Genomic DNA, 13875 nt, shown 5'->3' with positions numbered 1-13875 from the left:
TGCCGGTGCGCGGGCGGGTACCGGCGTGCGGGTGTGTGCGGGCGCGGACCGGTGTGCGGGCACGGGTCGGCCGGGGTGCTGCGCACGGCAGCAGCGGCCCGAACCCCCGTGCCCGCAGGGCCCGTCAGCGGTCGCGGAAGAGGCGGATGCGCTCCTCGCCGACGCGCTCCCGCAGTGCGGGATCCTCGACGCCGCAGTCGTCGCCCGGGGCGAGGACGCGCACGCCCACCTTGCCGATGTGGTCGTTGCGCTGCACCGAGTACGCGGCCTCGGCGACCTCCTCCAGCGGGTAGACGGCGGAGAGGGTGGGGACGACCCGGCCCATCTGGATGAGCCGGTTGGCCTCGTACGCCTCCTGGTAGTTGGCGCCGTGGCTGCCGACGATGCGCTTGAGCTTCATCCACAGATAGCGGTTGTCGAACTGGTGCATGTAGCCGGTGCTGGAGCCGCAGGTGACCACCGTGCCGCCGCGGCGGGCCAGGAAGACCGAGGCGCCGAACGTCTGCCGGCCCACGTGCTCGAAGACGATGTGCGGGTCCTCGCCGACCTGGCGCCGGATCAGCCGGCCCATCTCGCGCCACTGCTCCTGCTCGGGCGCGCCCTCGGCCGCCGCCGTCAACTCGCTGCGGTTGACGACCGCTTCGCAGCCCAGATCGCGCAGCAGGTCGGCCTTGGCGCCGGAGCCGACCACACCGACGGGGATGCCGCCGCCGTTGCGCACGTACTGCACGGCGTATCCGCCGAGGCCGCCGGTGGCCCCCCAGATGAGGACGACGTCCCCCTGCTTCATACCGGCGCCGTTCGGGCTGACCAGCATGCGGTAGGCGGTGCCCGCGCACAGCGGGTTGCAGGCCGCCTCCTCCCAGGTGAGATGTGCGGGCTTGGGCATGAGCTGGTTCACCTTGACGACGGTGAAGTGCGCCAGGCCGCCGAAGTTGGTCTCGAAGCCCCACGCCTTCTGGTCGGCGGCCAGCATGCCGTCCTGCTGGGATGCCGGGTCCTGGCCGTCGAGATAGGCGGTGGCGACCACCACGCGGTCCCCGACCGCCCAGCGGCGTACGGCGCTCCCGGTGCGGACGATCACCCCGGAAGCGTCCGAGCCCAGCACGTGGTACGGCTGGTCGTGCCGGGCGCCCCACGGCCCTTCCTTGCGCATCTGCGGCAGGAACCGGAAGGTCGACAGGGGCTCGAAGAGCGCGGACCACACCGTGTTGTAGTTGATGGCGCTCGCCATCACCGCCACCAGCGCCTCGTCGGGGGCGAGTTCGGGCATCGGGACCTCGTCCAGGTGGACGGTCTTGCGGATGTCCTTCTCCTCGGTGGGCCTGCCCTCGTAGTCGGCGGCGTCCTCGGCCCGGGTGTGCGCGGCCAGGTAGGCGTCGGGAACCGGAAGGCTCGCCAGCTCCTCGGCGGAAGCTCCCCCGGCAACGGCTTCGATCATGCTGTGCACGTGTTCCCCCTAGCAGTGTGGATGGTTCCTCGTGACCGGACACCGCGCCGGCACCGCCGGCCGATGACGGACGACGGGCCGGGTGCACCCGTCCCGGCCCGTCGTACCGGCGGCCACCGGTCCGCCGCGGTACGGGACGCGACGGCCCGGGGCCACCGGCGCCGGGCGCTACCGGCTGCCGGCGCCGCCGGCGCGGAGGTGATCGAGCATGGCCTGCTCCACGGCCGCGCTGAACTCGCCGACCGTGGGGTTCTCCAGCAGATCGCGGAAGGTCAGCTCGATGGAGAACTCCTCGGCGACCTTGGTGAGAACCCTGGTGGCCAGCAGCGAATGGCCGCCCGCGAGAAAGAAGTTGGTGTCCAGATCCAGCTCGCCGCTCTCCAGCGTCTCCTGCCACATCCGGGCGACGGCCTGCTGGAGGGGGGTGAGCTGCTGTGGCTGGGACATGAGTCGGCTCTCCTGATGCTCCCGGAGGATTCGCTCCCGGTCGATCCGCCCCTCCGGGGTGCGCGGACATCGGTCGGCCACCCTGATGCGGCCGGGGACTTCCTGGTCTGCCAGCGCGTCGTGGAGCATCCGCCGGAACCCGGGATCGGCGCTGTCGACGCGGTGTCCCGGCGCGGGCACCAGGACCGCGAGCGCGCCGCCGTCCTCGCACGCTCCCGGCAGGACGCACGCCTCGCCGACGGACTCCAGGGAGCACAGGGCCCGCTCCAGCGCACCGACGTGCTCCTCGCCGGTGCCCTCGTGCAGCAGCAGCGCGCCGTCCGCACGGAGCGTGACCTCGGCCCCGGCCGCACGGAGCGGCCCCGCGCCGTCGGTGCCCGGGGCGCCCTGCCACAGCGTGCCCGGGACGCCCTCGGGCAGCGGGTGGTCGGTGTGGGCGCTGCGGGCGTGCAGTGCGCGGCCGTCCACCCGGTCGGTGAGCAGCCAGCCGTCCTCCGTCAGCGCGCCGACGGCGACGACGTCGGCGTCCGGATCGGTGAGCTGGAGGCGCAGGACGGCACCGGCGCGGCGCCACCGGTGCAGCTCGTCCGTGACGGCGGGACGGCCGTGCGGGACGACGACGGTGACGGGCGGTGCGGGCGCGGGTCCGGCCACCGCGCGGGCGGCCAGCGGCTGGAGCAGCGGCGGCGGTACGAGCGCGAGGTCCGCCGGGTGTGCGCCGTCCCGGAGGGCGGCGAGGATCTCCTCGGGGTCGTGCGGGACGTCACCGGGCGGCACGACGAGGGTGCCGCGGGCGTACCAGGCGGTGAGCAGCTCCTGGAGGAAGCCGCGCGAGGAGACCGGCGAGAGCGCGAGCACCCGCGGGCGGCGTCCGGCCTCCGCCTCGGCGCGGGCCTGCCGTGCCGCGAGCGCGACGGCCTGCGCGAGCACGCGCCGCGGCCGGTCGTCCCCGCCGGACCCGGCGACGCCCGGGCACCGCACGGCTCGCGGGCCCGCCTCGGAGCCTTCGGCCGGGAAGACGACCCGGTACTCGGCGGCGTCGGGCCCCTCCGTCCCCTCCGGCCCGCCGGGTACGGACGGTCCGGACGGCAGTACGGGCACCGCGCCGTAGCGGATGACCGCGCAGAGCGTGGCGTACAGCCGGGGGTCGGCGGGATCGCGGACGCCGCAGCCGACCAGGGCACGCAGCGGTACACCGGCGCGGGCCAGCTCCTCGTGGACGGCGGTGGCGACGGCGGCCGCGGTGGCGTCGGCGTCCGCGGGTAAGGCCCCGGCCAGTCGCACGACGGCGTCCGGGACCTCGGCCTCCGCCCCGGCGACTTCCTCAGCGCGGGTTCCGGTCGCGCGGGCCGGCGCTTCTTCGGCGTCCGACGCGCGGGCTCCGGTGGCGCGGGCCGGGCGTGCGCTCGCGGGGGACTCCCAACGGGTCCGTGCCGCACGGCGGGTGGCGTCCGCGCGGAGGTCGAGCCGTGACACGGGGGTGTCCGGCCGGTCGGTGAAGGCCCGTGCCACGCGCTGGAAATGGGCGCCGATCAGCTCCGCGCTCCCGGCGTCGAGCAGGCCGTCCACGTAGTCGACGCGGCCGAAGCACTCCTCGGCGGTGGCCCGCACCTGGAGGGTCACATCGAAGGTCGCCGCGAAGTTGGGCGCGAAGAAGTCCCACTGCGGCGCGAGCCCGGGGATGCCGGGAAGATCGCCGGGGACCCGCGGGTAGGACAGCCCGATCCTGCCCCAGGTTTCCTCGGCGCCCTGGGCACGCCCGGCACGCACCAGGTCCTGGAAGGGCAACCGGCGTACGAGGTCGACCTGTTCCAGGGCGCCGCGTGCGGTCTTGAGCAGATCGTGGAAGGTGTCGTCCGGCCGGACGGGCAGCGCCACGGGCACCACATTGACCTGCATCCCGATCAGATGCCGGTTGTCCGGGGTGCTGGAGTCGACGGTGACCGACAGCGCCGGGCAGGGGTTGCCGTACGCGGTCAACTGCGCGGCCGTGCAGGCCATGAGGGCGCTGAACAGCGAGGTGCCGCCCGCGCGGGCGAGCCGGCGCAGCGCGGGTCCCTCGGGTACGTCGAAGCGCGGGGAGGTGAGCACCGGCCCCTCGTCGCCCGGCCGTTCGCCGCCGGGCACGGAGCCGGCCGGTGCCGCGCCGGGCAGCAGCCGGGTGCCGGCCTCCACCGACGCCAGCTCCGCCCAGCGGCGCCGGACCCGCTCGCCCGTCCCGGGGCTCTCCTCCCCGGTCTCCGCCGGCTCCTCCAGCGGGGTCTCCTCGGGGGGCTCGCCGGCGCGCAGCGCGGTGAGGGCGGCGGAGAATTCCCGGGCGAAGAGGAATTTCGAGCGGCCGTCGAATCCGATGTGGTGGACGACGACGGCGAGCGTGGTGCGGCCGGGGCCGTGCCGGAGGATGTGGAAGCGGGCCGGGGGTTCGGTGCGCAGCGGCCAGGAACAGGTTCCGTACCGGCTGCGGACCCATTCACGGGTGGCCGCTATCTCTTTTCCCGCGGGGGCCGGGAGCTCTTCCGTTGTGCAATGGAATACGTCGTCGGCGGGCCGGACGGTGCGCAGCAGTCTGCCGTCGTTCCCGGGAGAGAAAAGGGTGCGCAGTGCGGGATGCCGGCGCACCACGACACGGCACGCCTCCCGTACGGCGGATTCCGGGACGGACCCTTGGAGAGTGACGGAGAAATGCCCGCAGTTGCTGCCGGTCCGGCGTGCCTCCTGTTCGTACCAGATCGCTTCCTGGGCGCGGCTCGCAGGAAGCACATGTATATCGGACTCGGAACTTCCCACTGCCGCTTACTCCCTGATGAATCGACGGCGGTACGGGGTGGGCCGGAATTCAGACCGGCATTCTCTCCAGGGCGGTCCGGTCCGTCTTTCCCGACGGTGACAGGGGGAGCGCGTCGAGGCGCCGGTACCCGACGGGCACCATGTGCAGCGGCAGTTTCCCGAAGGCCGTGCTGCGCAGCGTGCGGTCCAGGTTCTCGTCCGCCACGTAGAAGGCGACGAGGACCTGGTGGCCGGCGGTGGTGGTGCCGACGACCACCGCGACCTCCTGCACGCCGTCGGCGGTGGCCAGGACGGTCTCGATCTCGCCGGTCTCGATCCGGTAGCCGTGCAGTTTGACCTGGTTGTCGCGGCGGCCGAGGTGTTCGAGCAGCCCGTCGTGCCGCAGCAGGGCGATGTCCCCGCTGCGGTAGTAGCGCGCGGGCTCCCGCTCCGGCAGGGCGAGTTCGACGAAGCGTTCGGCGGTCAGCTCCGGCCGGTTGAGGTAGCCGAGGGCCACGGCGGTGCCGGAGACGAGGAGTTCGCCCTGGCCGCCGGGCGGCACGGGCTTGTCGTCCTCGTCGACGACGACGGTGTCGTACCCCTTCAGCGGGAGGCCGATGGGCAGGGTGGCGTCCCCGTCGATCGCGTGTTCCGGTACGCGGTGGGCCGTGACGAAGACCGTGGTCTCGGTGATGCCGTACATGTTGTGGAAGACGGTGCCCGGGCCGAACGCCTCCCGCCAGTTGCGCATGCCGTGCGGCGCCAGCGGTTCACCACCGAAGATCACATGGCGGACGGGGGGCGCGGGCGGCGCCGTGTCCCGGGCGACCCTGGCCAGGGTGCGGAAGACGGACGGCACCTGGTTGAGGACGGTGACGCCCTCGTCGGCGAGCAGGCGCACGGTCCGCTCCGGCGAGGCGGCGACGTCGGCGTCCACGACGACGAGGCGGCTGCCGTGGGCGAAGGCGCCCCACATCTCCCACACGGAGAAGTCGAAGCAGTAGGAGTGGAAGAGCGTCCACACGTCGTGCTCGTCGATGTCGAACACGCCCGCGCAGCCGTCGAGCAGGGCCAGCACGCTCTCGTGCGCCACGGCCACGCCTTTCGGGCGGCCGGTGGATCCTGAGGTGTAGATGACATAGGCCGGATCGCCGGGTGCGACGGCGGGCAGCGGGGCGGCGCCCGCCGGCCGGTCCGCGGCGTCCGGGCCGGCGACCGGCAGGTGCGGCACGGCCGGGGTGCCGGGGCCGGCGGGGCGGTCCGAGACGAGGGCGCGCACCTCGGCGTCCTCGGCCATGAACCGGACCCGCTCCTCGGGGTATTCGGGATCGAGCGGCACATAGGCGTTGCCGGACTTGAGAACTGCGAGCACGGCGACGGGAACGAAAATGTCGCGGGACAGCCGGATACCGATACGGGAACCGGTGCCGGGTATCTCCTCGCGAATTCGGTGGGCGAGTGACTCTGCTCGGGTGCGGAGTTCGGCGTAGGTCAAAGAGCCGGACTTTCCTGTCACGGCCACGGCGTCCGGAAACCGTTCCGCGGTGCGGTCGAAGAGCTCGGGCAGGCACTCCGCCGTCGCCAAAACACCCTCCCACGTCAAGTAATCGTTGATTTTTGAGAGCGCTGTGCTTGGTCAGACGGCATCCTGACTTGCGCGCAGTGCACGCGTCAAGAGCCACGTGCACTTGCCGAACGTGACCACACCCACACGCTCTGCTGCGCGAATGACCCGGATATGACCTGAAATAAGGGAGTTCATGGAGCCGCGGTTTCGGTGCCGCCGAGCGGTGGCTTCCCGCGGTGAATTCATGGCGTGGCCGCCACCCCTACTCCGGACGGCACACGGCTCGCAAGGGGTTCACACTTCATTCATCACCGTCGGCGCGGCGCCCACATTCGGCGCCGCTCGGTCCTCAACGGACGGCGCGCGCACCACTTACGGCCGGACGTGCCGGGTGGACGGACCGGCGCACCCCCGCGAGGTGCGACGACGCCGCTCTTCGACTCCTCCCTGTACAAGGGGAGTTGAGGATGCGTAGCATGTACGCAAGTGCTTACGGGATCACCCTCAAGGTCAACGGCCCGACCCGAACTCACGCAGAGGACTCGATGGGGCACCACGACATATTCCAGGGCTGGTACGAGAGAGCGGGCGTACGGGTCAGTGCACGCAGGCTCTTCCACGACGAGCGGGACGACGGCAAGTGGCTCTTCTCCCCCGCTCTGCTGCCGCACCTGGAGCACGAAGCCGTCCAGGCCATGCCGGCCTCCGTCCGCGACGCGCTGGCGGCCCGCGGCCTGTACGAGTACATGAACCGCACGGCCCACCTCGAAGCCAAGGTCGTCAACCGCACCACGCACCGCATCGCCCTGGACGAGGCCGGGTTCGCCGTGGCCGGCCCGATCCGCATGGACGCGTGGAAGATCTACTGCGACGAGGCGTTCCACTCGCTGATGAGCTTCGACATGGTCCAGCAGGTCGCCCGGGAGACGGGGATACCCGACATCCCCTACAGCTTCGACCCGGTGCTGGACCGGCTGGACGCGGCCAAGGCCGAACTCGACCGGCTCCGGCCCGGGTTGGGCGGGCTGCTCCAGGTCGTCGTCTTCGAAACCCTCGTCACCTCGATACTCGGCGACGTGCCGCGCGACCGCAGCGTCGTCACCGGAGTCCGTGAGGTCGTCGCCGACCACGCCCGCGACGAGGCCCGCCACCACGCCTTCTTCGCGCTGTTCTTCAACCGGCTGTGGGGAGCGCTCAGCGTTCCCGACCGCGCCGCCGCCGCGCGGGTGCTGCCGGAACTGGTGCTGGCCTGCCTGGAGCCCGATCTGCGGATGGTGAAGGCCGCGCTGCTGGCGAGCGACGTGCCGCCCGCGACGGCCGCGCGGATCGTCGCCGAGTCCTATCCGCGCCAGGAGGTCCTCGCGAACATGCGCCGCGCCGCCCGGCAGACGCTCCGCCTCTTCGCCGATCACGACGCCTTCGACCTGCCGGGCGTGGAGGAGAGCTTCACCGAGGCCGGGCTGATCGTTCCGGAGAGGCTGCACGCCGCCCCGTGACCGGACACGCCCCGCTCCCGCTGCCCGGCCGCCCGCTCCGCGGCCCGCCGGCCCCCGGCGCCGCGCGCGCCGCCCGCCTCCGTCTCCGGTCCCCCGCCCACCGGAACCGTTACTCACAGAACCAGGACCTCACATGTGTGGAATAGCCGGCTGGATCGACCTCCGTCGCGACCTGACCGAGCAGCGTCGGCTGCTGCGTGCCATGACCGACACGATGGACCGCCGCGGCCCCGACGCCTCCGACGTGTGGACCGGCGGCCACGCCGGACTGGGTGTGCGCCGTCTGTCGGTCGTCGACCTCCCCGGCGGCGTCCAGCCGATGGTGCACCCGAGCGACGACGGTCCGGTGGTCCTCGCCTACACCGGTGAGCTGTTCAACTTCGTGGAGCTCCGCGAGGAACTGGTGCAGCTCGGCCACCGCTTCGGCACCGCCAGCGACACCGAGGTGGTGCTCCGGTCCTACCTGGAGTGGGGCAGGGACTGCGCCCGCCGCTTCAACGGCATGTTCGCCTTCGCCGTCTGGGACGCCCGGGTCGACGAACTCACGCTCATCCGCGACCGGTTCGGCATCTACCCGCTGCACTACCTGGTGCGCGACGACTCGGTGATCTTCGGCTCGGAGTCGAAGGCGATCCTGGCCCACCCGCAGGTGCGCGCGACCGTCGACGTGGAGGGGCTGCGCGAGGCCCTCACCCTGGTCAAGACCCCGGGCGAGGCCGTCTACCGCGGTATCCGCGAGCTCCCGCCCGGCACCATGCTGTGCAGCTCCCGCGCGGGCACCAAGCTGCACCGGTACTGGTCCCTGCCGGCCCGCGAGCACACCGACGACCTCGACACCACGATCTCCACCATCCGGGAGATCCTGGAGGACACCGTCGACCGCCAGGTCGTCGCCGACGTCCCGCTGGGCTGCTTCCTGTCCGGCGGGCTGGACTCCAGCGTCATCACCGCCCTCGCCTCCCGCGCGCTCAAGCGCCGGCAGCAGGACGAACTGCTCACCTTCTCCGTCGACTTCAAGGACCACGCCGAGCACTTCAAGGGCGACGGCGTGCGCAACACCATGGACGAGCCGTTCGTCCAGGAGATGGTCAGGCATCTGGGCACCACCCATACGACCGTGATGGTCGGGCCCGAGGACCTGATGAGCGAGGAGAACCGGCGGGCGGCGCTGAGCGCCCGCGATCTGCCCACGCCGCTGGGCGATCTGTACACCTCGCTGTACGTGCTCAGCCGGGGCGTCCGCGAGGGCTGCACCGCGGCGCTGACCGGTGACGCCTCGGACGAGATGTTCGGCGGTTACGGCTGGTTCCACGACCAGCACTACCGGGACACCGCGATGCTGCCGTGGGTGGAGGCCAGCCGGCGGATGCCGGGCGCCAACACCATCTGGTCGGCCGGGCTCCTGGCGCCCGATCTCCAGGCCAAGCTCGATCTGCGCAGCTACGAGCAGGACCGGTACAGCGAGGCGCTCGCCGAGGTGCCGGTGCTCGACGGCGAGGCGCCCCTGGACCGCAGGATGCGGGAGATCACGTACTTCAACCTCACCCGGTACCTCCAGATCATCCTCGACCGCAAGGACCGGATGGGCATGGGCGCCTCCCTGGAGGGACGGGTGCCGTTCTGCGACCACCGGCTGGTGGAGTACGTGTTCAACATCCCCTGGGCGATGAAGACGTTCGACGGCCGGGAGAAGAGCCTGCTGCGGGCCGCCACGGCGGATCTGCTGCCGCCCTCGGTGCGCGACCGCGAGAAGGCCGGCTACCCGGTGGCAGTGGACCCCGCATACGCGGCGCGGCTGCGTACCAAGGTCGCCGGCATCCTGCGCTCGTCCGACTCGCCGGTCCGCGAACTGCTCGACACCGAGCTGACGCAGCGCTATCTCGACGACCCCGAGGGGCCCGCCGCCGAGCAGGCGAACCGCTCCAGCCTGGAGATGGTCGTGCAGCTGGACGACTGGATGCGGATGTACGACGTCGAGGTGGCGCTGTGACCTCCGCGAGAAGCGGACCACCGGGCACCGCCGCCGGGCCGCGCGGCCCGGCGGGCGCGAGCGTGCTGGCCCGTGCCGCGCTGGAGCGGTACGAGGCCACCGAGCCGCTCGTGCACGCCTTCGAAACGCTGGAGAGCTCGCTCGTGCTGCGCCGGGCACAGGCGATCGACCGCCGGGGCGCCCCTCGCGGGGGCTTGTGGGGCGCCCCGGTGGCGGTGAAGGACATCTTCGACACCGCCGGGGAGCGCACCAGTTGCAGCTCCCGGGTGCTGGAGGGCAACGTCCCCCGCACCGACGCGACGGTGGTGGCCCGGCTGCGCGCGGCGGGCGCGCTGCCGTTCGGGAAGACCCGGATGCACGAGTTCGGCTGCGGCGTGGTCAACACCCCGACCCGCAACCCCCGGCACCCCGGCCATCTGCCCGGCGGCTCCTCCGGCGGTTCGGCCGCCGCCGTGGCCGCCGGGGTGTGCCGGGCCGCGCTGGGCAGCGACACCGGCGGCTCGGTGCGCATCCCCGCCGCGCTGTGCGGTGTCGTGGGCTTCAAACCCACCTACGGGCTGGTCAGCCGGTACGGGATGTTCCCGGCCAGCCCCTCGCTGGACCATGTGGGACTCCTCGGCCGGCACGTGCGGGACGTGCGGCTGCTGCTGGACGCGGTGCGCGGCCCCGACCCGCTCGACCCGCTCACCCTGGAACCGTTCCGGCCGCGCCGTGCCGGACTGCGGAAGGGGCCGTGCGTGCTGGGGGTCCCGGAGGCGCTGTTCTCCGGCTACGTCCAGCCGGGTGTGGCCGCCGCGCTCGCCGAGGGGCTGGCGGCGCTGCGCGCGGCGCCGGGCGTGACCCTGGAGCCGGTCGAACTCCCCGGCTGGAACGAGCAGTTCGAGCTGTACGTGCGGGTGTCGCTGCCCGAACTGGCCCGGGTGCACGCCGACCTGGTCGACAAGCACGCGGACTCCTACACGAAGGACGTGCGGCTGCTGCTGGAGCACGCCGCCGCCTTCCCGGCGGGCGAACTGGCCGCCACGCTGCGGGAGAAGGATGCGCTGCGCACCGCCTACGCCGAGCTGTTCACCCGGCACGGCCTGGACGGCCTCGTCCTTCCGACCCTGCCCGTCACGGCCCCGCCGGCCGGCACGCCCGTCTTCCACTGGCCGGACGGCACCACCTGGGACCTCACCCAGGCGTTCGCGCCGCTGATCCTGCCCGCGTCGCTGACGGGGCTGCCGGCCCTGTCCCTGCCGTGCGGCACGGACGGGGCGGGGCTGCCCGTGGGGATGCAACTCGTGGGCCACTGGGGCGAGGACGACGAACTGCTGGCGCTGGCCGAGCGGGCCGAGGGCCTGCTGGCGCCACCGGACGACCCCGAGGCGGAAGCCGACGGGTGACCCGGATCCGGGGAGGAGGAGAAGGACCACGGTTCCGGTCCCGACCGCACGGGGGGCGGCCGGGGCCGGAACCGGGGCCGCAGCCGGTCCGCCGTGGCGGTGCTCGGGCCGGTTTTGGGGCCGGGCGGGTCCTAGGCCCGCTCCGCGGTGGCCAGGAAGCCGTCGAGCTGGGCCTCCAGGCCCGCGGTGAATTGCTCGTGCACATCCAGCGAGGCGAGCCGGGGCAGGGCGTGCCGCAGGACGGGGAACGGCTCCAGCTCCGTGGCGAGTTCGTCGGAGGTGTGCGCGGAGGCCGCACGCTCACGCCAGGCGTCCTCACGCCCGGCGTTGAGCAGATGGCCGGTCACGTACTGCCACAGGCTGCGGTAGGCGCACACGGCGGCGCTCTCGTCGAGACCGGCCTCCAGCAGCGCGTCCAGCACGTGCTCGGTCAGCCACGGGCGCCGGACCGGCGGCGGGTCCTGGGCGAGCAGCACCGGCAGCAGCCAGGGGTGCCGGGACATCGCCTCGCGGGCGTGCTCCAGCGCGGCCAGCACCCGGGCGCGCGGGGAGCGGTCGCCGCCGGGCGGCCGCAGATCGGCCATGACCTCTTCGGCGAGGGCGCCGAGCAGTTCCTTCTTGCTGGCCACGTGCCGGTACAGCGACATCGGCGAGGCCCCGAGCTGCTCGGCGACCCGCCGCATGGACAGCTTGTCGATGCCCTCGGTCTCGACGACGCGCATGGCCTGGTCGATGACCACCCGTCGGTTGAGGGTCTTCCAAGGGAGGCGCTGAGCAGGTGTGTTCACGCTCGCAGTATGGCAAACGGCGGTGCTGACCGGAATTGACCGGAGGTGACGAGGGGGATTTGACAGGCCCGTGGGAACACGGCGAGCCTCGGACATGGTGTACACCGTACGCATCCCTGGAGCCGTCGCCCACGCGGCGCCTTGCGAAGGGGCTGCCCGGCAGCGCGCCGCCGCGCGGCGGAGGACGGTGCCGTGCGTCCCGTGACCCAGCCACGAGAGAAACGGGTAGAACCGCATGACTGCCGAATCCGTCACGAGCACAGGGGAACGGGGCAATCAGGCAGCCACCGTCGTCACGTTGTTCATCGCGGTCTTTCTGGCGATGCTCGATCTGTCGGTGGTCAACGTGGCGCTGCCGGCGATCGGCAGCGACCTGGGCACCGGGCTCTCCGGGCTCCAGTGGGTCATCGACTCCTACACCCTCGCCTTCGCCGGACTCCTGCTGATCGGCGGGCTGCTCGGCGACCGCTTCGGCCAGCGCAAGAGCTTCATGGGGAGCATGGTGCTGTTCGTCGCCGGCGCGGCGCTGTGCACCTTCGCCCCGTCGCTTCCGGTGCTGCTGATCGGCCGGGCGGTGCAGGGGCTCGCGGCGGCCGTACTCGTGCCGGGCAGCCTCTCGTTGATCGTGCACGCGTTCCCCGACGCCGGGGCGCGCGCCAAGGTGATCGGCGCCTGGTCCAGCCTCAACGGGGTGGCCGTCGCGGCCGGGCCCGTGCTGGGCGGCTGGCTGGTCGGCACCGTCGGCTGGCCCGCGGTGTTCGCCGTCAACCTGCCGCTGGGCGTGATCGCGCTCGTCCTCGGCGCCCGCGCCCTGCCGCGCCCGCTGCCCTCGCTGGCCGGGCAGCGGCTGGACGTCCCCGGTCTGGTGCTCGGCCTGGTGTGGTCCACCGCGCTCGCGTTCGCGCTGATCGAGGGCGGCAGCCTGGGCTGGACGAGCCCGGCCGTGCTCGGTGCGGGGGCGCTCGCCGTGGTGGCCTTCGCCGCGTTCATCACCGTCGAGCAGCGCGGTGAGCACCGGATGCTGCCGGTCCGGCTGTTCCGCAGCGGCACCTTCTCCGGTGCCATCGTCGTCGCCTTCGTGGTCGGCTTCGCGCTCTCCTCGCTGTTCTTCTTCCTCTCGCTGTGGTTCCAGCAGGTGCAGGGCTATTCGGAGGTGGCGACGGGCTTCGCGTTCGTGCCGGCGGCGCTGGCCATGGTCGTCGGCTCGCCGCTCGCGGGCCGGCTGATCGGCAAGGCCGGGCCGCGCTGGCCGATGCTCGGCGGGCTGACGCTCTCCGCCGCCGGCCTGTTCCTGCTGGCCACGCTCGACGCGGACTCCTCCTACGCCTGGACGTGGTGGATGCTCGCGCTCTTCGGGCTGGGCGTGAGCGCCTCGATCCCGGCGACGAACTCCGCCGCGCTCTCCCAGGTGTCGACCGAGCGCTCCGGCGCCGGCTCGGCGACGGTGGAATCGGCCCAGCAGTTCGGCCTCGTCTTCGGTATCGCGGTGCTGGGCACCGTCCAGGCGTCCGGCGTCACCCGCAAGCTCCAGGAGGAGGCCGCCGTGCTGCCCGAGCGGGTACGGGAGAGGGTCGTGGACGCGCTGGCGCACCAGAAGCTGCCGGACGGCACCGGGGTGGCCACCTCGACGCTGGAGCGCATCTCGTCGCTGGCGTTCTCGCACGGGCTGCATCTGGCGTTCCTGGCGGCGGCGGCCACCGCGGTGTTCGGCGCCGTGGTCGGGGTGTGCACGGTGCGGGCCCGGGGCACGGTCGCCCAGGACGAGCGGGGGGCCGCGGCGGGAGCGGAGCCGGAGGCCGTCTGACCGTCCCGGTACGGCACGACGTCCGCCTCGCGCGGGTGGCGCGGGCGCACGGCGGGTGGTCCGGCGCCCGCGCCACCGGCACCGCCCGTACGACGCGGACGGCGGACGACGCGGAGGGTGCCCGGCGGGAGGCGGCGGGGCGCGGGCCTCGGGAGGGTTCTGCGGCGCCCGGCGGCCCGGCA

General features: G+C 72.9%; 8 protein-coding genes. 4 read left to right on the top strand and 4 right to left on the bottom strand.

The features are described 5' to 3' along the window. Nucleotides 1–124: 124 nt before the first annotated feature. From ccrA to SCA03_RS01395, 3 genes are all read right to left on the bottom strand, one after another. On the bottom strand, nt 125–1441 hold the full coding sequence (ccrA, locus tag SCA03_RS01405; RefSeq protein ID WP_030878165.1) for a crotonyl-CoA carboxylase/reductase: 1317 nt from the start codon (nt 1439–1441) through the stop codon (nt 125–127). 177 nt (nt 1442–1618) lie between these two features. After that, complete coding sequence (locus SCA03_RS01400) at nt 1619–4657, bottom strand: condensation domain-containing protein (protein WP_158102287.1); 3039 nt, start codon at nt 4655–4657, stop codon at nt 1619–1621. Between the two features lie 76 nt (nt 4658–4733). Beyond that, complete coding sequence (locus SCA03_RS01395; RefSeq protein WP_159787805.1) at nt 4734–6248, bottom strand: amino acid adenylation domain-containing protein; 1515 nt, start codon at nt 6246–6248, stop codon at nt 4734–4736. 458 nt (nt 6249–6706) lie between these two features. Here SCA03_RS01395 and SCA03_RS01390 point away from each other — a divergent pair, with 458 nt between their 5' ends. The 3 genes from SCA03_RS01390 (at nt 6707) to SCA03_RS01380 (ending at nt 11101) form a co-directional block, all read left to right on the top strand. Continuing rightward, complete coding sequence (locus tag SCA03_RS01390) at nt 6707–7726, top strand: diiron oxygenase (protein ID WP_158102289.1); 1020 nt, start codon at nt 6707–6709, stop codon at nt 7724–7726. Nucleotides 7727–7859: 133 nt separating this feature from the next. Then, nucleotides 7860–9716: an asparagine synthase (glutamine-hydrolyzing) gene (gene asnB / locus SCA03_RS01385; protein WP_030878155.1), complete on the top strand. Its 1857-nt coding sequence runs from the start codon at nt 7860–7862 to the stop codon at nt 9714–9716. Continuing rightward, nucleotides 9713–11101 (top strand): amidase, encoded by a 1389-nt coding sequence (locus tag SCA03_RS01380; protein ID WP_158102290.1) that lies wholly within the window; start codon nt 9713–9715, stop codon nt 11099–11101. The genes asnB and SCA03_RS01380 overlap by 4 nt, the downstream gene beginning before the upstream one ends. Nucleotides 11102–11232: 131 nt before the next feature. On the opposite strand, the gene SCA03_RS01375 is transcribed toward SCA03_RS01380, so the two are convergent. After that, nucleotides 11233–11889, bottom strand: coding sequence for a TetR/AcrR family transcriptional regulator (locus SCA03_RS01375; protein WP_158102291.1), 657 nt, complete (start codon nt 11887–11889; stop codon nt 11233–11235). Between the two features lie 235 nt (nt 11890–12124). Between SCA03_RS01375 and SCA03_RS01370 the strand changes: the two genes are divergently transcribed. Beyond that, nucleotides 12125–13693 carry an MFS transporter gene (locus SCA03_RS01370; protein ID WP_086815440.1) on the top strand — a complete coding sequence of 523 codons (1569 nt, stop codon included), beginning with the start codon at nt 12125–12127 and terminating at the stop codon, nt 13691–13693. Nucleotides 13694–13875: the final 182 nt, after the last annotated feature.

The sequence above is a fragment of the Streptomyces cacaoi genome (genome assembly GCF_006539165.1).
Classification (GTDB): domain Bacteria; phylum Actinomycetota; class Actinomycetes; order Streptomycetales; family Streptomycetaceae; genus Streptomyces; species Streptomyces cacaoi.
This window is presented reverse-complemented; position numbering and strand designations above follow the sequence as displayed.

What these genes read in the sequence shown, in the direction of transcription:
- SCA03_RS01390 (WP_158102289.1), top strand. Translation starts at nt 6,707, where the DNA reads ATGTACGCAAGTGCTTACGGGATCACCCTCAAGGTCAACGGCCCGACC.
- SCA03_RS01370 (WP_086815440.1), top strand. Translation starts at nt 12,125, where the DNA reads ATGACTGCCGAATCCGTCACGAGCACAGGGGAACGGGGCAATCAGGCA.
- ccrA (WP_030878165.1), bottom strand. Translation starts at nt 1,441, where the DNA reads ATGATCGAAGCCGTTGCCGGGGGAGCTTCCGCCGAGGAGCTGGCGAGC.
- asnB (WP_030878155.1), top strand. Translation starts at nt 7,860, where the DNA reads ATGTGTGGAATAGCCGGCTGGATCGACCTCCGTCGCGACCTGACCGAG.